This is a genomic window from Methylobacterium sp. Leaf465, from assembly GCF_001424705.1.
GTDB lineage: Bacteria > Pseudomonadota > Alphaproteobacteria > Rhizobiales > Beijerinckiaceae > Methylobacterium.
Map to the genome: position 1 here is coordinate 489,908 of NZ_LMRA01000001.1, position 21,846 is coordinate 511,753.

Consider the following 21,846-nt stretch of genomic DNA (forward strand, 5'->3'; position numbering starts at 1 on the left):
GGGCCGCGATCCGCGAACGACGAAAGGGATCAGACCATGCGCGTGCTCGTTGTCGGCGCCGGGGCCACCGGCGGATACTTTGGCGCACGCCTCGCCGAGGCCGGCCGCGACGTCACCTTCCTGGTCCGTCCGGCCCGCGCGGCGAAGCTCGCCGCGGCCGGGCTGAGGGTCGAGAGTCCCGCCGGCAACCTGCACATTCCGGCGCCACAGACCGTCACCGCCGCCGACCTCGCCGCCGGCAAGGGCGGCGCCTTCGACCTCGTGCTGTTCTCGTGCAAGGCCTACGATCTCGACAGCGCCATCGCCGACGTCGCGCCGGCCGTCGGACCCGACACCGCGATCCTGCCCCTGCTCAACGGGATGCGCCACCTCGACGCGTTCGACGTGGTATACGGTGCGGACCGTGTGCTCGGCGGCTCCTGCGCCATCGTGGCGACTCTCGGCCCCGCGGGCGAGATCCGTCAGATGAACCCGCTCCATACCTTGACCTACGGGGAGCGCGCCGGCGGCCGCTCCACCCGCGTCGAGGCCATCGAGGCCCTGATGCAGGGCGTGAATTTCCAGCCCCGCCTCAGCGAGCAAATGCTGCTGGAAATGTGGGAGAAATGGAGCTTCCTGGCGACCCTGGCCGGGGCCACCTGCCTGATGCGCGCCACCATCGGCGACATCATGGCCGCTCCGGGCGGGCTCGCCTTCGTAGAAGCGCTGATGGAGGAGTGCCGTGCCATCGCCGAAGCCGCCGGCTACGCACCGCGGTCGACCGTGATGGACAACACGCGCAGGACGCTCACCGCCGAGGGCTCGGCCTTCACCGCCTCGATGCTGCGCGACATCGAGGGCGGCGCCCGCATCGAGGCCGACCACATCATCGGCGACTTGATCGCGCGGGCCCCCGATGCGGCCGGGCATCCGATGCTCGACCGGGTCTACACGCACCTGAAGGCCTACGAGAACCGCCGCGCCCGCGAGTCGGCGGCTGCGACCCCTCAGTAGCGCGGGCCGGGCGGCGGGGGCGGGGGCGCGCCGTATTCGAGCTGGGTCTTGGCATCGAGCCGGCGCGGGGGTGGCGCCGACAGGTCGGGGGCGTCCGGCGCCGTGGAACAGGCGGCGACCGCCAGCATGACGAGGCCGGCGAGGCTGAGATGGATGACGGGAGACATGGGGTTCTCTAAAGCTCCAGGCGTCCGCTCTGCGCGGCACCGTGGCGCAAGCTGAGCCGTAAACGCGCCGGAAGCTCGACTGTATTGTGTCCGGCCGCCGCCCGAAGCGTGGCCGTATCGCGGCGCCCGCCGAAAGCGACTGCCCAGAACCCGAGGATCTTGCCCTGACGCCCCCCGCCCGCCTCTCCGCCGCCATCGAGGTCCTTGCCGATATCGCCTCGCGCCGCCGCCCCGCCGCCGATGCCCTGAAGGATTGGGGCCTCGCCCATCGCTTCGCCGGATCGGGCGACCGGGCCGCCATCGCCAGCCTCGTCTACGACACCCTGCGCCGGCGCGCCTCCGCCGCCTGGATCATGGCCGACGAGAGCCCGCGCAGCCTCGTCATCGGCACGCTGCGGCTCCAGTACGGTCTCGCTGCCCCGACCATCGCAGAGATGTTCAGCGGCGAACGCTTCGCCCCGGAGCCACTGACCGCAGACGAATGGACGCGCTTGACGGACGGCACCCTGGTCGACGCCCCGCTTCATGTCGCCGGCGATGTTCCCGAATGGGTGCTCCCCTCCCTCGAGGCGACCTTCGGATCCGCTATCCTCGACGAATTGCGGGCCCTCGGCCGACGCGCGCCCCTCGACATCCGTGTCAACACCCTCAAGCGCAGCCGCGCAGAGGCCCTGGCGGGCCTCGCCCACCTCACACCGGAACCGACCCCGCACGCGCCCAATGGCCTGCGCATCCCCATCGGCGACGACGGACGCGGCCCGGCCCTCCATGTCGAGCCAGAGTTCATCGACGGCTGGTACGAGATTCAGGACGAGGGCTCGCAGCTCGCAAGCCTTCTCAGCGGCGCACGGCCCGGCGAAACCGTCATCGATCTCTGCGCCGGCGGCGGGGGAAAGACCCTGAGCCTGGCCGCGATGATGGAGAACTCCGGCCGTTTGATCGCCAGTGACGACGATCCGCGCCGGCTCGCCCCGATGCACGAGCGCCTACGGCGCGCCGGCGCCGTCGCGGAGATCCGCACGCCCCGTGCCGGCAAGGCCCGCACCGACGTCCTCGCAGACCTCGACGGCCGCGCGGACCGCGTCCTCGTCGATGCCCCCTGCACCGGCTCCGGCACGTGGCGGCGTAATCCCGATGCCAAGTGGCGGATGCGTCCGAATGCCCTGAGCACACGCGTCGCCGACCAGGCCACGGTACTCGACCGGGCCGCAAGGCTGGTGCGCACCGGCGGTCGCATCACCTACATCACCTGCTCGCTGCTCCCCGAGGAGAACGACGCGGCCGTCGCTGGCCTTCTCGCGCGTCGGCCTGACGACTTCGCGGTGGTCTCAGCCTCCAAGATCCTTTCCGCGCACGCCCCCGAACTCGGCTCGGCCATCCGCCTGACCCAGTACGGCCTCCAGATGAGTCCCGCCCGAACCGGCACCGATGGCTTCTACGTCGCCACCCTGGAGCGGCGGGCCTGAAACGAGGAATGGCCCCACATGGGGGCCATTCCAGACATCTGCTCAGGAGAAGCGGCGCAGTTTTAGAAGCAGCGGCGCTTCCGCACCACGACCATCCGGCCCATCGGCCCACGGCGCTTGGTGACGACGGTCTTGCAACGGGGGCCGCGGATCACCGTGCGCTCGACAACGCGGACCTGCTGGATCCCGCTGGTGGGTGCAATGCCGGCCGGAACGGGTAAGGCGGAGGCCGAGGTGGCTCCGAAGCCGGCGAGGGCGAGGGTGGCGATCCCGAAGATGGTGGCTCTCATGGCTGAGGCTCCTGTTCGTTGCTGGGGTCGCACGGTGTCGACGCCCGGCTGTGAACACCGGGTTAACGGTCCTTTGCGCCGCATCCCCAGCCCGATACCCGCCGCGGGGCGGCTCTGCGGGGTGATCCGTTGCACCGGACCGAGGCCTCGTCTAACTCCGGTTCCATGACTACAGAGCACGATAAGATCCTCATCGTCGATTTCGGCAGCCAGGTGACGCAGCTCATTGCACGCCGCGTTCGCGAGGAGGGCGTCTACTGTGAGATCGTCCCCTTCACCAAGGCGGCCGAAGCCTTCGCCGAAACCAAGCCCAAGGGCGTGATCCTCTCGGGCGGTCCCGAATCGGTGACGACCGACGCCTCGCCCCGGACCCCGCAGATCGTGTTCGATTCCGGCGTGCCGGTCTTCGGCATCTGCTACGGTCAGCAGACCATGGCGGCCCAGCTCGGCGGCGAGGTCGAGGGCGGGCACCACGCGGAGTTCGGTCGGGCCGAGATCGAGATCCTGTCGGATTGCCCCCTGTTCAAGGGCGTCTGGCACGTGGGCGAGCACTACCCCGTCTGGATGAGCCACGGCGACCGCGTCACGAAGCTGCCGGACGGTTTCACGACCGTCGCCATGTCGAAGAACGCCCCCTTCGCGGCGGTCGCGGACGAAGCGCGCAAGTACTACGCGGTGCAGTTCCATCCGGAGGTGGCGCACACGCCGCATGGCGCCCTCCTGATCCGCAACTTCGTGCGCGACATCGCCGGCTGTTCCGGCGACTGGACCATGGGCGCCTACCGCGAGGAGGCGATCGAGAAGATCCGAGCGCAGGTCGGCAAGGAGCGGGTGATCTGCGGCCTGTCCGGCGGCGTCGACTCAGCGGTGGCGGCGGTGCTGATCCACGAGGCGATCGGCGAGCAGCTCACCTGCGTCTTCGTCGACCACGGCCTCCTGCGCATGGGCGAGGCCGAGGAGGTCGTGCGCCTGTTCCGCGACCACTACAACATCCCCCTCGTCCATGTGGAGGCGCAGGACCTGTTCCTCGGCGAGCTGACCGGCGTCAGCGACCCGGAGCAGAAGCGCAAGACCATCGGGCGCCTGTTCATCGACGTTTTCGAAGCCGAGTCGAGGAAGATCGGCGGCGCCGCCTTCCTGGCCCAGGGCACCCTCTACCCGGACGTGATCGAGAGCGTCTCGTTCACCGGTGGTCCCTCGGTCACGATCAAGTCCCACCACAATGTCGGCGGCCTGCCCGAGCGCATGAACATGCAGCTCGTCGAGCCCCTGCGCGAGCTGTTCAAGGACGAGGTCCGTGTGCTCGGCAAGGAGCTCGGGCTGCCGGAGGCCTTCGTCGGACGCCACCCCTTCCCGGGTCCGGGCCTTGCCATCCGCTGCCCCGGTACGATCACCCCCGAGAAGCTCGAAGCTCTGCGCAAGGCCGATGCGATCTACCTGGAGGAGATCCGCAACGCGGGCCTCTACGACACGATCTGGCAGGCCTTCGCGGTGATCCTTCCCGTGAAGACCGTCGGGGTGATGGGCGATGGACGCACCTACGACCACGTCTGCGCCCTGCGCGCGGTGACCTCGGTCGACGGCATGACCGCCGATTTCTATCCGTTCGACATGACGTTCCTCGGTCGGGTGGCGACGCGGATCATCAACGAGGTCAAGGGGATCAACCGCGTGACCTACGATATTACCTCGAAGCCGCCTGGAACGATCGAGTGGGAATGATTTTTGCCTATCCGGCCATATCCAAAACCACCCCAGAGCACGATCTAAACCACTGATAAAAATAAATATTCCTGTCGGGATCTATCGATGCCTATCGGTGGGCAGAGATCGCGGCTGTCGGACCCGTTGACGGGCCTTGGCCATATTGATCGCGACGAAATTTGAAAGTACCGTCAAGGGAGATGAGGCTCCTGACGGTACTTTTTTGACGCTAAGCTGCTGACAATACGCAGACTTTTCCGACGAGAGCCCCCCAAAACCGCGTGACGGTACTTTTTTGGAGGTGGCGTACCATGTTGACGGACGCAGCGATCAAGGCGCTTAAACCTAAAGAGAAAATGTACAAGGTGACGGACCGCGATGGCATGTATTTGCGCGTCGCGCCCTCGGGCGCTCTGTCGTTCAGGCTGGACTATCGGCTCAATGGACGACGGGAGACGGTCTACCTGGGCAAATACGGGCGAGATGGAATCTCGTTGGCGCGGGCTCGAGAGCTTTGCCTGGACGCGCGGCGAGCGATCAGCGAGGGCCGATCGCCGGCCATTGAGAAGCAGCGCGAGAAGCGCCGTATCAAGGAAGCGAAGAGCTTCGGCGAGTTTGGCGAAAAGTGGCTGGTGAATGCGCCCATGGCTGACAGCACACGCGCCATGCGTCGTTCCATTTTTGAACGGGAGCTATTGCCGGTTTGGCGCAACCGCCTGCTTACCGAGATCACACCGGACGATCTTCGCGCGCAATGCGGAAAGATCGTTGATCGCGGCGCGCCCGCTACCGCGATCCATGTACGCGACATCCTGAAGCAGATCTACGGGTTCGCGATCTTGCATGGCGAGAAGGTGGCCAATCCGGCCGACGACGTCGGACCAGCATCGATCGCGACGTTCACGCCGAAAGATCGGGCTCTGTCGCCAGCCGAAATTCGAGTGATGCTAAAAGAGCTGGAAAAGGTCGCCACGCTGCCGACGATCCGGCTCGGGATGCGGCTCTTCCTACTGACGATGGTGCGCAAGAGCGAACTGCAGGACGCGGTTTGGGACGAGGTCGACTTCGAGAACGCTGTTTGGACAATTCCCAAGGAGCGGATGAAGCGGTCAAAGGCGCACAACGTCTATCTGTGCCGCCAGACTCTCGACATCATGATTGCGCTCAAAACCTGCGCCGGGAATTCCCGGTATCTGTTGCCTTCGCGCTATGACGTCGATGCGCCAATGTCTCGCGCGACGTTCAATCGGGTCACATATTCGGTCGTTGAGCAGGCCAAGCAAGATGGGCTGCCACTCGAACCATTCACGGTTCACGACCTGCGGCGTACAGGCTCGACCCTGCTAAACGAACTGGGTTTTAATAGAGATTGGATCGAGAAGTGCTGGGCGCACGAAGACGGTCGCTCGTCGCGTGGAGTCTATAACAAGGCCGAATACGAGGTCCAGCGCCGCCATATGATGCAGGAGTGGGCGGATACCGTGGACGCGTGGGTCGAGGGTCGCAGGCATGCCCCAACGCTCCTACCCACGACTATGCCTTTGCTGGAGCTTGATCCTGCCCTTTGACTGGACGGGATTTTCGCTTGGCGACGTCGGGGTGCTGCGCACGACGGATCGGGGCGGTCCGTCGTGCGATCAACCAAGCCTCGACCTCGGCTAGATCCCACACGATGCAACGTGGCGAGAGCGCGAACCGCCGTGGGAATTCGCCGCGTTGCTCCATTTCATAGATGGTGCTGTCTGCCATCGGCACCATTTCACGCAACTGCTGCCGCCGGATTGTTCTTCGGATTTGCGTAGCTTCAGTTTTTGCCATCTCAATCTCCTACGTTGCCGGAGCGATTGAGACCGATAGATGTTGATACTGGAAGCCCTCCCGAGATGCTGTGCGGTATTTTCGGGCAATGGCGTACACATCGGCGGGTTTTCCCTGACCCGTAGGTGCAGCATAGTAGCGAACAGGCCCTGCTGAACGAACTCGAATAGCGGTAAGTTCGCCCCACGAAGGAGGCGTTCGGTAGACTCGACTCACTTCCAAATCCGGTTCCGAAAGGAGTGTCGGTTCGATTCCGACCACCCGCACCAATTCCCCGTCGAAATATTTCGACGGCAGGTCAGCCCGAAACTCTCGGGGCCGAGCACCGCTAGGGTCTGTCATCGCTTGAGCCAATCGAGGGCCGCGGCAAGACAGAGGACGCCCATGAAGCTGACGGTCGTCTTCTCGTAGCGTGTGGCGATGGCGCGCCACTCCTTGAGCCTGGCCCAGAGGCGCTCGACCTGRTTGCGGTTGTTGTAGATCCAGTCCGGGCAGGCGACGGGTGCTTCGTGGCGCTGAGGCGGGATCGCGGGCCGCGCGCCCATGTCCCAGATGTGCTCACGAGCTAGGGTCTGTCATCGCTTGAGCCAATCGAGGGCCGCGGCAAGACAGAGGACGCCCATGAAGCTGACGGTCGTCTTCTCGTAGCGTGTGGCGATGGCGCGCCACTCCTTGAGCCTGGCCCAGAGGCGCTCGACCTGGTTGCGGTTGTTGTAGATCCAGTCCGGGCAGGCGACGGGTGCTTCGTGGCGCTGAGGCGGGATCGCGGGCCGCGCGCCCATGTCCCAGATGTGCTCACGAAAGGCGTGGCTGGTGTAGCCCCGGTCCCCGACGACCCACTTGGGCACACCCGGAAGCTGGTCGAGCAGCGGAACCGCATGGGGCAGTTCATGGGCCTGACCGGGCGCCAGCCGGAAGGCGATGGCGCGACCCACCATCCCGAGTTGGACGCCCCGCTCCTGCACGAGGCCAAGCAGTCGCTCCCAGACGCCGGCACGGGACCAGCGGATGAAGATCTGCGCAGCGCGCCACCAGGGACCCAGATSCTCCGGAATAGCCCGCCACTTGGCCCCGTTCTGATGCCGCCAGAGAATGGCTGAGAGCGTGCGCCGAAGATCCTGTGGGGGCGTCTTGGCCTTGGGCCGGCAGGCCTCCACCAGGGGCTCCAGTTCAGACCACTGCGCGTCGCTCAGCATCGTNGAGCGTGCGCCGAAGATCCTGTGGGGGCGTCTTGGCCTTGGGCCGGCAGGCCTCCACCAGGGGCTCCAGTTCAGACCACTGCGCGTCGCTCAGCATCGTCCCTCCTGCATCAGAGAGACGAAAACGAAAGCCAAACCAATCCGTTCAGGCGACGACAGACCCTAACGGTATCCCACCGTCATTCTTGGGGCGCCGATCACCACTCTGGCCTTACTGGAATCGAACGCCGTGGGAGGCCTCGGTCGCTGTTCAGCGGCTGAGGCGCAGCCCGAGATCTCGCCGGTCGTTTGAGCGGAAGACCGAATGCCGACGAGGTTCAGGTCTTGATGCCCGTGAAGGTCTTCGAGATCGGCGGCTGGGCTCGCGCTTACCGATGTTCACGAGCGTCGGGACCGAACGCGCAGCGGCGATGGGCGGTGTGACAATCACACCCCTGGCCTGATCAGGATCGTTCACTAGAACGCTTCTGATCACCGGGACGGCCGACACTTGAACGACTCCGAAGACGGCGCGCGCATCGACGCCGAGATCACCAGCTCCGTCGTCGGCTCCGATCCCTTCGCCGCTGCCGTGCGCGCGACGCGCATGCCGATGGTGATCACCGATCCGCGGTTGCCCGACAATCCCATCGTGTACGTGAACGACGCGTTCGTGAAGCTCACCGGCTACGAACGCCCGGAGATCATCGGACGCAACTGCCGTTTCCTGCAGGGCCCCGAGACGAACCCCGAGGACGTCAAGCGGGTCAGGGACGCCATCGACCGGCGCGTCACCATCGAGATCGACCTGAAAAACCACCGCAAGGACGGCATCGCTTTCTGGAACCGCCTCCTCGTCTCGCCCGTCTTCGCGCCCGACGGCGAACTGACTTACTTCTTCGCCTCGCAGTATGACGTGACCCTCGAAAAGGAGCGGCTCGTCGTCCTCCAGAAGGACCGTGACGCCCTGGAGGCGGAGTCGGCCCGCCGCTCCCTCGAACTCATCGAGAGCGAGGAGCGCCTCCGATTCACCCTGAAGGCCGGACGCCTCGGAGCCTGGACGCTCGATCTCGGCGTCATGCGCCTGGTCTCGTCGGATGGGTTCAAGGAGAACCTTGGTCACCCGCAGAATGAGCCGCTGACCTACGAGGAGATGCTCAAGGCCATCCATCCGGAGGATCTCCCCAGGAAGCTCGCGGCCCGGGACGCCGCGATTGCCGGCCACTCGGACTACGACGTCGAGATCCGTGTCATCACTCCGCGAGGCGAGACACGCTGGCTGCAGTTTCGCGGCCAGGCCTCGTACCGCGCGGATGGCACACCTCTGAGCATCGCCGGGATCAGCCTGGACATCACGGACCGCAAGCGGGCCGAAGAGCACCGCGACCTCCTTGCGGGCGAGCTCAACCACCGCATCCAGAACACCCTGGCGACCGTCCAATCCATCTCCCGCCAGACGCTGCGGGGTGCCGCTTCCCTGGAGGAGGCGCAGGTCGCGATGGAGTCCCGCCTACGTTCCTTGTCGGCCGCGACGGAAATGCTGGCCCGGGGCAGTGGCGATTGGGCGACTCTGACGGAGGTCGTCATTGCGGCGCTGCACCCGTTCGGCGTCGAGCAGGGTCATCGCTTCAAGATCGGCGGACCGATCCTGCGCCTCGCACCGCGCGTCGCCCTGGCCTTCGCGCTCGCCATCCACGAACTCGCGACGAATTCCGTCAAGTACGGTTCCCTCTCGCGGGACGACGGTCGGGTGATCGTGAGCTGGGATATCGTGGACGGGTCCAGTCCCGACCGGCTCTGGTTCCAGTGGCAGGAGGTCGGTGGACCCCGGGTCTCGCGACCGACGCGGACCGGCTTCGGCTCCCGCATGATCGAACGCGCCCTGGCCCAGGAGATCGGAGGGACGGCGGAGATCGATTACCGCCCGCGCGGCGTCGTGTTCACGGCCGAGGCGCCGCTGCTGGAGATCACCCGAGACTGAAGGGGCGCCGTTCGGTCTGGTATCCTCATTCTGGTAAACGCCATCCAGACGTCAGGCCGCGTGGTGGATGGCGTCGACGACCTGGGAGGAGCTGTACGGTTTGGCGACGAACAACCCGTGATCCGGCATGTCCCGATTCGCGAACCGGTTGCGTCCCGAGGTCACGACGAGCCGGATGTCGGGCCAGGCGTGGTGGACGCGCTCGGCCAGGGTCACTCCGCACATAGACCCGGGCATATCGACGTCCGTGAAGAGCACGCCGATGTCCGAACGCTCGTGAAGGATGAACCAGGCTTCATCGGCTTGACGTGCCTCGACCACCGAGAAGCCGGCATCCTCCAGCATGTCGACCGCCATCATGCGGACGAGGTCATCGTCCTCGACCACAAGCACCCACGATGTTTCGGGATCGCGTTTCCTCGACATTGCTGTTCAACAAGCGACCTCCGGAACGGTTGCCTGTGGGACTGTTAGGCCCAGGGGTATTCCCGACCTTGGCCGTCTCGGTGTTTGATCCCGCGGTGTGGTGATATGGCTGAGCACCATGCTGCGAGGGACGCGCTCTAGTCCGGGTTCTCCCCGGAAGCGGGGCACTCCGTCGCGCGATCCGGTGACGTGAAGAAAGCGTAAGGGCGCTGGCCCGGCGCTGCGGCGTCAGCCCGGCAGCTTTGCCAGGGCGGCGGCGTCGCGCCCGACCACGGGGGCGAGCTGGGGCATGCCCTCGGCCTTCATGCGCTCTACCAGCCCGACCTTGATCTTCGGGATCAGCCCGGGACCGGCATAGACGAGGCTCGAATAGAGTTGGAGCAGGCTGGCGCCGGCCCGGATCTTGGTCCAGGCGGCCTCCGCCGAGTCGATGCCGCCGACGCCGACCAGGGGAAGCTTTCCGCCGACCCGCAGATAGGTCTCGGCGAGGAGACGAGTCGCCGCCGCGAAGAGCGGCCGGCCCGAGAGGCCGCCGGTCTCGCGGGCGAGGCTCGCCTCGCGAAGGGTCCCGGGCCGGGCGATGGTGGTGTTGGACACGACCAGACCCTGGACGCCGCGCCGCAGGGCGGTGGCCGTCATCGCGTCGAGGGCGTCGAGGGTGATGTCGGGCGCGATCTTCAGCAGGATGGCGGAGGCCGGATGGGTCGTGTCGCGGGCCTCGACCACCCGGGCGAGCAGCTCGTCGAGGAAGGCTTCGCCCTGGAGGTCCCGCAGGCCGGGGGTGTTCGGCGAGGAGACGTTGACGGTGACGAAATCCACCAGCGGCGCCAGGGCGCGGGTGCAGGTCACGTAGTCGGCGAGGCGGTTGGTCGAATCCTTGTTGGCGCCGATATTGACGCCGACGCGCCCTGGCCGGCCCTGGCGGGCGGCGAGGCGGCCTCGCACCACCTCGAGGCCCTCGCTGTTCAGGCCGAAGCGGTTGATGACCGCTTGGTCCTGTGCCAGCCGGAAGACCCGGGGGCGGGGATTGCCCGGCTGCGCCTTCGGAACGACGCCGCCGACCTCGACGAAGCCGAAGCCGAGTCCGAGCAGGGCATCGGGCACCTCGGCGCCCTTGTCGAAGCCCGCCGCGAGACCGACCGGATTCGGAAACCGGCGGCCCAGGGCCTCGACGGAGAGGCGTGCATCGTCGGCCGGCGGCCGGCGCGGGGGCAGGGCGGCGAGGCCGCGCAGCGTGAGATTGTGCGCCGTCTCGGCATCGAGGCGGTGCAGCAGGGGCTTGGCCAGGGGGAAGAGAGCGCCGATCATGCCGGGCGTCCTTCGGCACGGGGGGCCGCGCCGGCGAGGGGGGCTGCGCCGAGATCGCGCGGGAAGACGTGGCGCCCGTCGGCCCCGAGGGGCAGGTCGGTCACGGACCGGACGGCCTTCAGGTCCAGGACGGCGTAGAGGTGCGGGAACAGATTGCCCCCCCGCGACGGTTCGTATCGCAGGGCCGGCCCGAGATCTTCGGCCTCCACGGCGACCAGAACGAGGTCCTCGACGCCGGCGAAGTGGCGGGCCGCGGTCTCCCCCACCTGAGCGGCGGTGGAGAAATGGATGTAGCCGTCGGTGCGGTCGATCGGGGCGCCCTCGAAGCGGCCGATATCCTCGGCCCTGCGCCAGAGGGCCCGGGGGGAGATCTTGTAGATGAGCGCCATGCCCGCTCCGTACCGGGTTTCGCAGGGCCGATCAAACGCCGCCGCGACGTCCGAAACTGCAACCTCACGGACTAAGTTGACATCATGAGTTGCCAGGACCCGGGGATGAAGCGACCGGCTGAATCGGCAGCCTTCGCACCATTGCCATTCGAGTAGAATAGTTCTACTTTCCTAACTCTAGGCTGGACGTCTTACCCGTAATACGCTTTGAGCTTTCGATGCTGTCTCATGAACAGATTTGGACCGCAATCGACCGCCTAGCGGAACGTCATGGATTCTCCGCGTCCGGTCTCGCTCGGCGGGCCGGGCTGGACGCGACGAGCTTCAATCGCTCGAAGCGCATCGGCCCCGATGGCCGCAAGCGCTGGCCCTCCACCGAATCGGTCTCGAAGGTGCTGGCTGCCACCGGCGCGAGCCTCGACGAATTTCTCCGTCTGATCGAAGCGCGCGATGGACCACCGCGCACCATGATCCCGCTGATCGGCATGACCCAGGCCGGCGCCGGGCGCCTCTTCACCGACGAGGGCATGCCCACCGGCGGTCCCGGCTGGGAGGAGATCGAGTTTCCGGACCTGGCCGACGATCGCGCCTTCGCCCTGGAGGTGCAGGGCGATTCAATGGCCCCCCTCTATCGCGACGGCGACGTGGTCATCGTCTCGCCGACCGCCGGGGTCCGCAAGGGCGACCGGGTGGTGGTGCGGCTCGCGGCCGGCGAGGTGCTGGCCAAGGAACTGAAGCGCAAGACCGCACGCACCATCGAGCTCGCCTCGCTGAACCCGGACCACGAGGACCGGGTCGTCAACGTCAGCGATATCGCCTGGATCGGCCGGGTGATGTGGGTGCGCCAGTAGCGTCTCCGGCGCAGCTTTGCCGTTCTCCCGGTTGGGGGTATGCCTTGCGGCCGGAGGGGCCGCGTGCCCCGGATCGGCGGACAGGCCATGGCATCGCCCCGGACGGACGATCACCCTGCGGAAAGTGCGCCGGAGGCCGGCCTCGCCCGACTGCTGACCGCCTCGGCCGTGCCGGCCGCGCTGCTGGCGCCGGACGCGCCCGGCGGCCGCATCCTCCTCGCCAACCGCGCCCTCCGCGACCTCGTCCGCCGGCCCGCCGATGCGCCCTCCGACGGCGACCTGCGCGACTGGCTCGGGCTCGCCGGTGACCGGGACTCCGGCGCCACCTTCGCGGCGGCCCTCTCCGGTGGGGCGCCCGAGGGCGTCGAGGTGCTGGCGCGCCTGGGCGGCGGTGCGGCATTCTGGGTGCAGGTCTACCTCGTCCCGGTTCCGGAAACCCCCTACCGGCTGGCGCAGGTCGTGGACGTCACCCGCCGCCACGACGCCGAGGGAGCCCTCGCACTCTCCCGTCAGCGCGAGGCGCTGGGCCTGCTCACCAACAGCGTGGCCCATGAATTCAACAACTTCCTCCAGATCCTCATCGGCTACATCGACGGGCTGAAGCGTCGTCTGGGGGACCGCGACGAGCCCTTCATTCAGCGCGCCATCGTCCGCTCCACGGACGCGGCCGAGCGCGCCACCACTCTGACCCGCCAGCTCCTGGCCTTCTCGCGCCGCATCGCGCCCGATGTCCGCCCGGTCGACCTGAACGGGCTGATCGAAGCGTTCGGCGCCCGGACTGGCCCGACGCTGCCGGCCCGGATCACCCTGGAGACCCGGACCACGCCGGGGCTCGCCTGCGGCCTCAGCAACCCGACCCAGATCGAGCTCGCCCTCAACCACATCGTGGCCAATGCCTGTGAGGCCATGCCGGCGCCCGGGCGCATCGTGATCGCGACCTTCGCGGTGCCCCCGGGGGACCGGGCCCTGCAGCGGCCCGGCGACGGCGCCGTCGGCATCACGGTGACCGACGAGGGCCAGGGCATGTCCCCCGAGATGGCGGCCCGCGCCCTCGCGCCCTTCGTCACCAGCCGCGAGGCCGGTCGGGGTGCCGGGCTCGCCATCGTCCACGGCCTCGTGAAGCGCCAGAACGGCACGGTGTCGATCGATTCGAAGCCCGGTGAGGGCGCCACGGTCCGGATGGTGTTCCCTGCCGCGCTCTGAGGGGAATCCAACAGGATTCTGGCAAGAACAGCGGACTAAAACTCCGGCGCGAACGTCACCATATCAGGAGCGGCGTCATCGCCGGACTTCCCAGTTGTTCACCAGAGGCGTTTTCATGCTCACCTCCACCACTCGCCGGAAGCGCGCGGCATCCATCCTCGCGCTCGCCGCGACGCTGGTTCTCGCAGCGCCCGTCGTCGAGGCGCGTCCCGGTAGCGGCAGCAGCGGTGGCATGGGCTCGCGCGGCTCGCGCACCTACGCGCCGCCCTCGGCCACCACCACGGCGCCCGGCGCCCCGGCCCCGATCCAGCGCTCGCAGACCCAGCCCGGCCCCGCCATGGGCAATCCCGGCATGAACACCGCCGCCCAGCCCGGACGGCGCTTCGGCGGCGGCTTCATGGCCGGCCTGCTCGGCGCAGGCCTGCTCGGCGCGCTCCTGGGCGGCGGCTTCTTCGGCGGCCTCGGCGGCATCGCCTCGTTCCTCGGCCTGATCCTGCAGGTCGGCCTCGTGGTCCTGCTCGTCTCCTTCGCCGTGCGCTGGTTCCGCCGGCGCCAGGGCCAACCGGCCGCGGCCGGCCTGTCCCGCTCCAATCTCGACGGCGCCGGCGCGAATCCGGGCCCGTTGGGTGGCGCACCCCTGGGGGGCGCCCCGACGGGCGGCGGCTACGGCAACGCCCAGCGCGGTCCCGCACCGGTCCAGCCCGCGCAGGCGCGTCCGGTCCAGATCGGACCGGGCGACTTCGAGAGCTTCGAGATCGCCCTCAACGACGTGCAGGCTGCCTATGGCCGTGAGGATGCGGCCGCGCTCCGCAACCTCGCCACCCCGGAGATGGCCGGCTACTTCCTTGAGGAGTTGCGCGCCAACGAGGCACGCGGTGTCGTCAATCGGATCTCGGACGTGAAGCTGCTGCAGGGCGACCTCTCCGAGTCCTGGGGCGAGGGCAATGCCGAGTACGCCACGGTGGCGATGCGCTACGCGATCAAGGATGTGACTCTCGACCGTAAGACCCAGCGGGTCGTCGAGACCGGCGAGCCCGAGGCGGTCGAACTGTGGACCTTCGTGCGCGAGCGCGGCGGCCGGTGGATCCTCTCGGCGATCCAGCAGGGTCGCTGAACGACCGACATCGGCGATGAGCCGCTGAAAACGAAGGGCCCGCGCGGAGATGTCCGCGCGGGCCCTTCCGCGTTTCAGGAGGCGGCGATCAGGCGGGCCTGTAAGCCTGCGCCATCGCCACGAAGGCCGAGACCGGCACTTCCTCCGCCCTTGCCGTCTCGGGGATGCCGGCCGCGTCCAGAAGCCGGGCCGGATCGGGCACTGCCGCCTTGAGGCTCTGACGCAGCATCTTGCGCCGCTGCCCGAAGGCCGCCCGGGTGATCGCCTCCAGGGCCTGAACCGAACAGGCCAGCGGCTCGCGCCGGGGCGTCAGCCGCACGATGGAGGACGTCACCTTCGGTGGTGGCACGAAGGCCGAGGGCGCCACGTCGAAGAGGATGTGGGCCTCGGTCCGCCAGCCGCAGAGGACGCCGAGGCGGCCGTAATTGGCGCGGTCGTCCTGGTCGGCGACGATGCGCTCGGCCACCTCGCGCTGGAACATCAGTGTCAGGGAATCCCACCAGGGCGGCCAGGCTGCGCTGGCGAGCCAGCCCACCAGCAGGGGCGTGCCGATGTTGTAGGGCAAGTTGGCGACGATCCGTACCGGCCCCGTGCCGATCAGCGGCACCGGGTCGAAGCTCAGGGCATCGGCATCGACCACGTCGAGGCGCCCCGGATAGTGCGCCGCGATCTCGGCCAGCGCCGGAAGCGCGCGGGGATCGCGCTCGATGGCGATGACCCGGGCGGCGCCCTCCGCCAGGAGCGCACGGGTGAGGCCGCCGGGGCCGGGGCCGATCTCGACCACGGTCACGCCGTCGAGCGGGCCAGCCGAGCGGGCGATCCGTCCCGTGAGGTTGAGGTCGAACAGGAAGTTCTGCCCGAGCGCCTTCTTAGGCTCCAGGCCGTGCCGGCGCACCACCTCCCGCAGGGGCGGCAGGCCATCGCTGCTGATGCTTCCGTCCTCGCTCACGCGCCGGCCTTCACGAGACGGGCGGCGAGGCGGAGCGCCGCCATCAGGCTGTCGGGTCGTGCGATGCCCTTGCCGGCGATGTCGAAGGCGGTGCCGTGGTCCGGCGATGTCCGGATGAAGGGCAGGCCGAGGGTGACGTTCACGCCCTCGTCGAAGGCCAGGGTCTTGATCGGGATCAAGGCCTGGTCGTGGGTCGGCGTCAGGGCCACGTCGTAGGTCTCCCGGGCCCGCGCATGGAACAGGGTGTCGGCGGGCAACGGCCCGCGGATGTCGATGCCCTCGCTCTGCAACTGCAGCACCGCCGCCTCCAACACGTCACGATCCTCCGTGCCCATGGTGCCGTTCTCGCCCGCATGTGGGTTGAGGCCGGACAGGACGAGGCGCGGCCGGGCGAGACCGAAGCGCCGGCGCAGGTCCTCCGCCACGATGCGGGCGGTGCGCAGGACGAGATCCTGCGTCAGCAGGTCGGGCACCCGCCGAAGGGCGACGTGAATGGTCACCGGCACCACCGCCAGGGTTTCGCTCCACAGCATCATCACAGGAAGCGGCGGGATCTCGCCGGGCTCCACCGCGCAGGCGGCCAGGAACTCGGTATGGCCCGGATGCGCGAAGCCGACCTGCGTCAGGACGTACTTGGCGATCGGATTGGTGACGAGGGCGGTCGCCGCCCCGGCACGGACGAGGGTCACCGCCGTGGTGATCGATTCCAGCGTCGCACCGGCATTGGCGGAATCCGGCCGGCCCGCCACGGTATGAATGGCGGCGCCACTGGGAAGGGCCATCACCGGCAGGGCGCGCCCGAAGACTTCGGTGGCGAGATCCGGGCCGACATCCGCGATGGGAACTCGCAAGTTCAGTTCGCTCGCCCGCCGCTCGATGAAGGCGGGGTCGCCGATCAGGAAGAAGGGCGGCAGCCCGGGCCCTGCGTCCCGCAGGCGCCAAGCCATGAGGGCGAGTTCCGGTCCGATGCCGGCCGGATCTCCGAGGGTGAGGGCGATCGGCCCATGCAGGCTGCTCACCGCAACACTCCGTGTCGTTCCAGGGGCCAAGCCGCCTTAGCGGACCGTCGAGATGCCGTCGGCCGTGATGGCCGTGTTCAGGTTCTGGCGGAAGTCCGCCTCGCCCAGGGTCTTCAGTTCAAGCCGGAGCAGGACGGTCCGGTTGCGCTCGCTAGTGCCGAGGGCCGCCGCCACCGGCGAGACGATGTAGTTGACCGACACCGTCGTGCACTCGTCCTGGTATCCGCCGCCGATGCTCATGCCCGAGAGATAGGCGCGTCCCGGGTTGCGGTAGACGGGCGCGTCCCCGACGGGGTTCGCGAGGTAAGAGGCGTAGGCGGTCTGGAAGTTGTCGCGCACGTCGAGGTAGTGCGACAGGTCCACCAGGGCCGAGCCCGTGACGAACCAGTTCGGCGTCACGTGATAGGTGGCCGAGGCGGTGACGCCCTCGCGACGGTTGGCGAAGCCGAGGGCGGGCTGGGCCTTGTAATAGGAGTAGAACGCCGAGAGATCGATCGGCGCGAAGGGAGCTAGGCGGGCAATTACGCCGGTCTCGACCCGGTTCACGCCGAGATCGGCGTGATCGAAGCGCCCGCGGGTAATGAAGGTGATGTGCTGGTTGGGCGACAGCTGGAACCGGCCGACGAAGTCCGAGGCCCGGCTGTCGAGGCCGGAATCGAGGCCGACATTGGCGATGTCGCCGCGGCGGAACGAGTTCACGCCGGCGATCTGGATCGATTCGCCGAACATCACGTTCGCGTACCAACCGGCGGGAGTTACGACGGAGTACTGCGCGCCCAGATTGGTGCGCATGCCGCCCTCGACCCGGTCGTAGCCCGAGAACTTGTCCCACTCGAACAGCGAGGTGTCGTCGAAGATCAGGCTCTGCGCGTCCTCGTTCGGCAGCCGGCCGATCCGCGTCTCGCTCGGTCGCGCGATGACCTGCGCGATCGGCTCGATCGTATGCACGCCCAGCGGCCCGAAATTGCTGACGAACGGGTAGCGGTAGTCGATGCCGACGGCGGGCAGGACGCGCCCCGAGAAATCCGCGTCCTGCGTCGCGATGTTGGCGGACAGGGCGTTCTGGTAGCCGGAGGTGCGCGGGTCGACGAAGAACGCGTCCGTGCGCAGGTAGGCGAAGGGCGTGAAGACCTGGCCGACGTCGTCGATGAAGCTGCGGCGCCAGGACAGCTGGGCCGAGGCGCGGGTGTTCGTGCCGGCGAGGCCCCGGATCACGCACTGGCCGCGCGAGAAGGACGTGCATGTCTCGTAGAGGTAGTAGGTCCGGCCATTGATGGTCGGCGTCTGGAGATAGGCCGTCGGGCTCTGAACGGCCTGGAAATCCGTCGCCTGGCGGGTCAGGCTGGTGATGTTGGCCTCGAACCGCACCTCGCCGCCCAGGAAGCCGGGTCCGTTGATGCGCTTGTCGTAGTCGATCACCGGCGCGACGAAGGGCTGCTCCTTCTGCCAGTCGAAGCTCGACAGGCCCTTGAAGTAGTAGCCCCGCGCCTCGAACCACGAGCGATCGCCCTGACCGATCAGGTAGGCGGTCGACACGGCCTCACGGAAATAGTCCGTGGTGATGCTCTGGTTGCGGATGCGGTAGTTGTCGAGGAACCACTTGTCGGTGACGCCGACGACGTCCCAGCCCGTGCGCCAGCGGTCGTTGATGTAGAACTGGCCCTTGGACTCCACCGAGCCGCGGAAGTCGCGGTCTCCCGCCCCGAGGGGGCCGGGCAGGAAGGCGCTCGGCGTGGTCTGGAAGATGCCGGAGAGGCGCAGGTTGTAGGAGCCCGTCTCCAGCCGGTGCCGGAACTCCGCCTGGCCGAGGACGCCCTGGTTGCTCAGGAAGGCCGGCGACAGCGTCAGGTCGTAGTTCGGCGCCAGGTTGACGAAGAACGGGGTCGCGAGGCCGGAGCCCAGGGCCGTCGAAGTGAGGAAGCGCGGCGTCAGGAAGCCGGTCTTGCGCTTCACCGTCGGGTCGGCGGTCTCGAAATACGGCAGGTAGGCGACCGGGATGCCGCCGATCTCAAGGGTCGATTCCTCGAACGCGACGGTGTGGGTCTGATTGTTGTGGACGATCTTGGTGGCGCGGATCTGCCAGAGCGGCGGCGTCTCCGGATTGTTCTTGCAGGGTTCGCAGGCCGTGTAGGTGCCGTAGTCGAAGCTGGTGCTGTCGCCCTCGATCCGCTCGGCTCGGGGCGCCGAGAAGCGGGTGCGGACGGTCTGCCCGTTGAGCTGGACGCTCTGCTGCACCCGGAGGGCGTCGATGAAGCCGTTCTTGAAGTCGTCGGTGAGCTCCATCTTGGAGCCGGTGACCACCGCGCCCGACGCCTCCGTCAGCCGCACGTTGCCCTCGGCGAAGACCCGGCTCGCCTTGCGGTCGTAGATCACCCGGTCGGCCTGCAAGGTGCGTGGGCCGTAATGCAGCTCGGCGTTGCCGCGGGCCGTCACCGTGTTGCGGTCGTTGTCGTAGACGAGCTCGGCGGCCTCCACGAGAAGGCGCTCGGCCGGCTTTCCCGAGTCCGGCTTGCCGGCGTCCGTCTTCGAGGCACTGGCCCGCGGAGCCCCCTGGGCGAGCGCCTGCCCGCCGGTCGCCGCGGGGGCGACGGCCGTGAGCAGCGCCACGAACCCCGTGGCCAACGTGATGTCGGCGACCTTACGCAACGCCAGTCCCAACTCCTGCCAAGGCCTGCGCCCCTTCGCCACCACCGAGTCCGACATCAGCCGTCCTCCTGATAGAGAAGCGTGAGCGTACCAAGGAGACTCCCTACCACGGCCGGGAACCACGCCGCCACAGCCGGCGTCACGATTCCCGAGGCACCGAGGCCTTCCAGCACCTGTCGGGCGACGTACAGCACGAACCCCGCCGCGACGCCGCTCAGCACCAGTTTGCCGACACCACCAAAGCGGAAGAACCTTAAGGAAACGCTGGCCGCCACCAGCACCATGGCCAGGAACAGGACGGGCCGCGCCAGCAGGACGTCGTACTGGAGGCGGTACCGCGTGGCGTCGAGGCCGGCCCGCTCGGAGCGTGAGATGGTCTCCGGCAGTTGCCAGAAAGGCACGGATTCGGGCGGCGTGAAGCGCTGGCGTACCTGCGAGGGCACCAGGGTCGAAGCGATCAGGTAGGTGTCGAAGGTCTCGGCCGGCTGGCCCTTGGCCATCACCCGGGCCTGGCTCAGCTCCCAGTAGCCGTCGTGCAGGCTGGCCTTGGCCGCCTCGATCTGCGCGGTGAAGATGCCGGCCTCGTCGAAGGCGAAGACCGAGACGCCGGCCAGCGTGGTGGTGCCCTCCACCGCGGTGTCGGCGCGGATGATGGCCTGCCCGTCGAGGCTGCGCTGGCGGATCCAGAGATCCTTACCCGAGTTGGCCTTGGTCGAGCGGGCGAAGATCTTCGCCTCGATCTCGGTGGAGCGCTGCTTCATCAGCGCCGAAATGGGATTGTAGACCCCCACCGTGAAGGCCCCGATGGCCAGCGCCACGAACACGCCCGGCTGCAGGAATTGCCAGGCCGAGATGCCGGCGGCCCGGGCCACCACCAGTTCGAGCTTGCGCGAGAGTTGGAGCAGGGCGGCCATCGAGCCGAACAGGATGGCGAAGGGCAGTACGCCCTCGGCCACTGCCGGGGTTCGATAGAGCGAGAGCTGCGCCATCAAACCTGTGGACGCGCCTTCGGCGTCGCCGGCGCGTCGCAGGAGTTCGACGAAATCGAGGGTGTAGACCAGCGTGAAGACCGTGAGGAACACCCCCAGGATCGTGCGCACGAAGCGCATCGCGAAGTAGCGGCCAAGGGTGGCGCCGATCAGCATGGCGTCAGCTCCGCCTCACTGCACGCCGAGGCGCGGGCGCCGGCCGAAGCGGCCGACGAGCCCGGTCGCGGCCCGGCCCACCCGGGCGTTCCAGTCCCGCACCGCCGCGCCGTTGAAGATGATCACCGCCGAGATCAGGATGGCGAGGAGGGGCACGGCGTAGACGGCCACCACCGCGCCCGGACTGCGCGCCGCCGCGCTGGAAGCCGCGAAGCCGCCGATGCGCACAACCACCACCGCGAGGACGGCGCCGGCCACCGCGAGGCCGCGCCCCTGGCGGGTGGTGCGCGGGTCGCCGAGAGCCGCGAAGGCGATGAAGGTCAGGGCCAGCGGGTAGAGCCAGGACGAGAGCCGGTCGTGCAGCTCGGCCCGGAAACGACCCTTCTGCTGCTTGTAGTAGGTCTCGCTGGTGTCGGGGAACAGCAGCTGCGCCGTGGCGCGTTCGCGCGGCTTGTAGACCAGCTCGGCGTCGGGCGGCGTGAACGCGGCGAGGTCGACGGTGTAGCGCTCGAAGGTGATGATCGAGGCGTCGCGGGAATCTTTCTGCTGGCGGTGGATGCTGCCCTTCTCCAGGGCGAGATAGCTCTGGCCGCCATAGTCCAACGCCTGTCCGCGCTCGGCGAGGTAGACCACCGACTTGCCCGCCTCGCGCTTGTCCTGGATGAACAGGCCGAGCAGGGCGCCCCCCGGGCCGCGCTCGCGGAAATGGAAGGTGATGCCGCTGTCGAGGCTGGTGAACTGCCCCTCCTTGACCACGTTGGCGATAAAGTCGCCGCGCACCCGGGTCAGCACGTCGCGCAGTTCCTGGAACGACGATGGCATCACCTGGATCGTCAGGAAGGCCACCGCGAGGCTGACCGCGAGGCCGAGGCTGAGGAAGGGGCGCAGGATCTGCCGCGGTCGCATCCCTGCCGCCGACATGACGATGAGCTCGGAATCACCGTTGAGCTTGTTCAGCGCGTAGACAACGGCGATGAACAGCGCCACCGGAGCGATCACGGTGATCAGGGTCGGCAGCGAAAGACCGGTGATGAGGAAGAAGATGACCAGGGTCTGACCCTTGGCGGTGATGAGGTCGAGCTCGCGCAGGGCCTGCGTCACCCAGATCGTACCGGTCAGGCCGACGAGGCAGGCGAAGAAGGCCCCGAGCGCGATTTTGAAGATGTAGCGCTCGATCTGCGTCATGGGTTCTCGTGGAT

The 21,846-nt window shown here is 67.9% G+C and carries 20 protein-coding genes and 2 pseudogenes; 8 read left to right on the forward strand and 14 right to left on the reverse strand.

Going from position 1 to position 21,846, the window contains the following annotated elements; all coding sequences use genetic code 11:
* Nucleotides 1-36 precede the first annotated feature (36 nt).
* Nucleotides 37-993, forward strand: a complete 957-nt coding sequence (gene panE / locus ASG51_RS02235; RefSeq protein ID WP_056378732.1) for a 2-dehydropantoate 2-reductase — start codon at nucleotides 37-39, stop codon at nucleotides 991-993.
* Here the strand turns inward: panE and ASG51_RS24560 are convergent.
* Nucleotides 987-1,160, reverse strand: coding sequence for a hypothetical protein (locus ASG51_RS24560; RefSeq protein WP_200927196.1), 174 nt, complete (start codon nucleotides 1,158-1,160; stop codon nucleotides 987-989). The genes panE and ASG51_RS24560 overlap by 7 nt on opposite strands.
* Nucleotides 1,161-1,324: 164 nt before the next feature.
* On the opposite strand from ASG51_RS24560, the gene ASG51_RS02240 reads away from it, so the two are divergent.
* On the forward strand, nucleotides 1,325-2,626 hold the full coding sequence (locus tag ASG51_RS02240) for an RsmB/NOP family class I SAM-dependent RNA methyltransferase (RefSeq protein WP_056378953.1): 1,302 nt from the start codon (nucleotides 1,325-1,327) through the stop codon (nucleotides 2,624-2,626).
* A 62-nt stretch (nucleotides 2,627-2,688) separates the two neighbouring features.
* Here the strand turns inward: ASG51_RS02240 and ASG51_RS02245 are convergent, their stop codons facing one another.
* The gene (locus tag ASG51_RS02245; protein WP_056212771.1) at nucleotides 2,689-2,916 is read right to left on the reverse strand and encodes a hypothetical protein; all 228 of its coding nucleotides are present in this window, start codon (nucleotides 2,914-2,916) and stop codon (nucleotides 2,689-2,691) included.
* A gap of 165 nt (nucleotides 2,917-3,081) precedes the next feature.
* On the opposite strand from ASG51_RS02245, the gene guaA reads away from it, so the two are divergent.
* The gene (gene guaA, locus ASG51_RS02250) at nucleotides 3,082-4,638 is read left to right on the forward strand and encodes a glutamine-hydrolyzing GMP synthase (RefSeq protein ID WP_056272257.1); all 1,557 of its coding nucleotides are present in this window, start codon (nucleotides 3,082-3,084) and stop codon (nucleotides 4,636-4,638) included.
* Between the two features lie 293 nt (nucleotides 4,639-4,931).
* On the forward strand, nucleotides 4,932-6,188 hold the full coding sequence (locus tag ASG51_RS02255) for an integrase arm-type DNA-binding domain-containing protein (RefSeq protein WP_056378735.1): 1,257 nt from the start codon (nucleotides 4,932-4,934) through the stop codon (nucleotides 6,186-6,188).
* Here the strand turns inward: ASG51_RS02255 and ASG51_RS23085 are convergent.
* The 4 genes and pseudogenes from ASG51_RS23085 to ASG51_RS23810 all read right to left on the reverse strand — a co-directional run.
* Entirely contained in the window at nucleotides 6,154-6,438 is a 285-nt protein-coding gene (locus ASG51_RS23085; RefSeq protein WP_082513827.1) for an AlpA family phage regulatory protein, read from the reverse strand. The two genes, ASG51_RS02255 and ASG51_RS23085, sit on opposite strands and share 35 nt — an antisense overlap.
* A gap of 338 nt (nucleotides 6,439-6,776) precedes the next feature.
* Nucleotides 6,777-7,001: pseudogene (locus ASG51_RS02260) on the reverse strand (transposase); the annotation flags it as partial.
* Nucleotides 7,002-7,013: 12 nt separating this feature from the next.
* Nucleotides 7,014-7,634, reverse strand: a complete 621-nt coding sequence (locus tag ASG51_RS23090; RefSeq protein ID WP_082513828.1) for a transposase — start codon at nucleotides 7,632-7,634, stop codon at nucleotides 7,014-7,016.
* A gap of 4 nt (nucleotides 7,635-7,638) precedes the next feature.
* A pseudogene (locus tag ASG51_RS23810) lies at nucleotides 7,639-7,734 on the reverse strand (IS5/IS1182 family transposase); the annotation flags it as partial.
* 393 nt (nucleotides 7,735-8,127) lie between these two features.
* On the opposite strand from ASG51_RS23810, the gene ASG51_RS02275 reads away from it, so the two are divergent.
* Nucleotides 8,128-9,597, forward strand: coding sequence for a PAS domain S-box protein (locus ASG51_RS02275; protein WP_056378739.1), 1,470 nt, complete (start codon nucleotides 8,128-8,130; stop codon nucleotides 9,595-9,597).
* A 51-nt stretch (nucleotides 9,598-9,648) separates the two neighbouring features.
* On the opposite strand, the gene ASG51_RS02280 is transcribed toward ASG51_RS02275, so the two are convergent.
* The 3 genes from ASG51_RS02280 to ASG51_RS02290 all read right to left on the reverse strand — a co-directional run bounded on the left by ASG51_RS02280 (nucleotide 9,649) and on the right by ASG51_RS02290 (nucleotide 11,720).
* Nucleotides 9,649-10,023: a response regulator gene (locus ASG51_RS02280; RefSeq protein WP_056378741.1), complete on the reverse strand. Its 375-nt coding sequence runs from the start codon at nucleotides 10,021-10,023 to the stop codon at nucleotides 9,649-9,651.
* Nucleotides 10,024-10,251: 228 nt separating this feature from the next.
* On the reverse strand, nucleotides 10,252-11,331 hold the full coding sequence (locus ASG51_RS02285; RefSeq protein ID WP_056378743.1) for a quinone-dependent dihydroorotate dehydrogenase: 1,080 nt from the start codon (nucleotides 11,329-11,331) through the stop codon (nucleotides 10,252-10,254).
* Nucleotides 11,328-11,720: a DUF952 domain-containing protein gene (locus tag ASG51_RS02290; protein ID WP_056378745.1), complete on the reverse strand. Its 393-nt coding sequence runs from the start codon at nucleotides 11,718-11,720 to the stop codon at nucleotides 11,328-11,330. The genes ASG51_RS02285 and ASG51_RS02290 overlap by 4 nt, the downstream gene beginning before the upstream one ends.
* A 218-nt stretch (nucleotides 11,721-11,938) precedes the next feature.
* Here ASG51_RS02290 and ASG51_RS02295 point away from each other — a divergent pair, with 218 nt between their 5' ends.
* From ASG51_RS02295 to ASG51_RS02305, 3 genes are all read left to right on the forward strand, one after another.
* Nucleotides 11,939-12,571 carry a helix-turn-helix transcriptional regulator gene (locus tag ASG51_RS02295; RefSeq protein WP_056378747.1) on the forward strand — a complete coding sequence of 211 codons (633 nt, stop codon included), beginning with the start codon at nucleotides 11,939-11,941 and terminating at the stop codon, nucleotides 12,569-12,571.
* An 87-nt stretch (nucleotides 12,572-12,658) separates the two neighbouring features.
* Nucleotides 12,659-13,774, forward strand: coding sequence for an ATP-binding protein (locus tag ASG51_RS02300; protein WP_056378749.1), 1,116 nt, complete (start codon nucleotides 12,659-12,661; stop codon nucleotides 13,772-13,774).
* 115 nt (nucleotides 13,775-13,889) lie between these two features.
* Complete coding sequence (locus ASG51_RS02305) at nucleotides 13,890-14,888, forward strand: TIM44-like domain-containing protein (RefSeq protein ID WP_056378751.1); 999 nt, start codon at nucleotides 13,890-13,892, stop codon at nucleotides 14,886-14,888.
* Nucleotides 14,889-14,976: 88 nt separating this feature from the next.
* Here the strand turns inward: ASG51_RS02305 and rsmA are convergent, their stop codons facing one another.
* From rsmA to lptF, 5 genes are read right to left on the reverse strand one after another with little or no spacing between them, the layout of a single operon-like run.
* Entirely contained in the window at nucleotides 14,977-15,837 is an 861-nt protein-coding gene (rsmA, locus tag ASG51_RS02310) for a 16S rRNA (adenine(1518)-N(6)/adenine(1519)-N(6))-dimethyltransferase RsmA (protein ID WP_056378753.1), read from the reverse strand.
* Nucleotides 15,834-16,856 (reverse strand): 4-hydroxythreonine-4-phosphate dehydrogenase PdxA, encoded by a 1,023-nt coding sequence (pdxA, locus tag ASG51_RS02315; RefSeq protein ID WP_056378754.1) that lies wholly within the window; start codon nucleotides 16,854-16,856, stop codon nucleotides 15,834-15,836. Before pdxA ends, rsmA begins: the two co-directional genes overlap by 4 nt.
* Nucleotides 16,857-16,892: 36 nt before the next feature.
* Nucleotides 16,893-19,559 carry an LPS-assembly protein LptD gene (locus ASG51_RS02320; RefSeq protein WP_056378756.1) on the reverse strand — a complete coding sequence of 889 codons (2,667 nt, stop codon included), beginning with the start codon at nucleotides 19,557-19,559 and terminating at the stop codon, nucleotides 16,893-16,895.
* The gene (gene lptG, locus ASG51_RS02325) at nucleotides 19,559-20,647 is read right to left on the reverse strand and encodes an LPS export ABC transporter permease LptG (protein WP_056218780.1); all 1,089 of its coding nucleotides are present in this window, start codon (nucleotides 20,645-20,647) and stop codon (nucleotides 19,559-19,561) included. Before lptG ends, ASG51_RS02320 begins: the two co-directional genes overlap by 1 nt.
* A gap of 15 nt (nucleotides 20,648-20,662) precedes the next feature.
* Nucleotides 20,663-21,832, reverse strand: a complete 1,170-nt coding sequence (lptF, locus tag ASG51_RS02330) for an LPS export ABC transporter permease LptF (RefSeq protein WP_056218783.1) — start codon at nucleotides 21,830-21,832, stop codon at nucleotides 20,663-20,665.
* Nucleotides 21,833-21,846 lie beyond the last annotated feature (14 nt).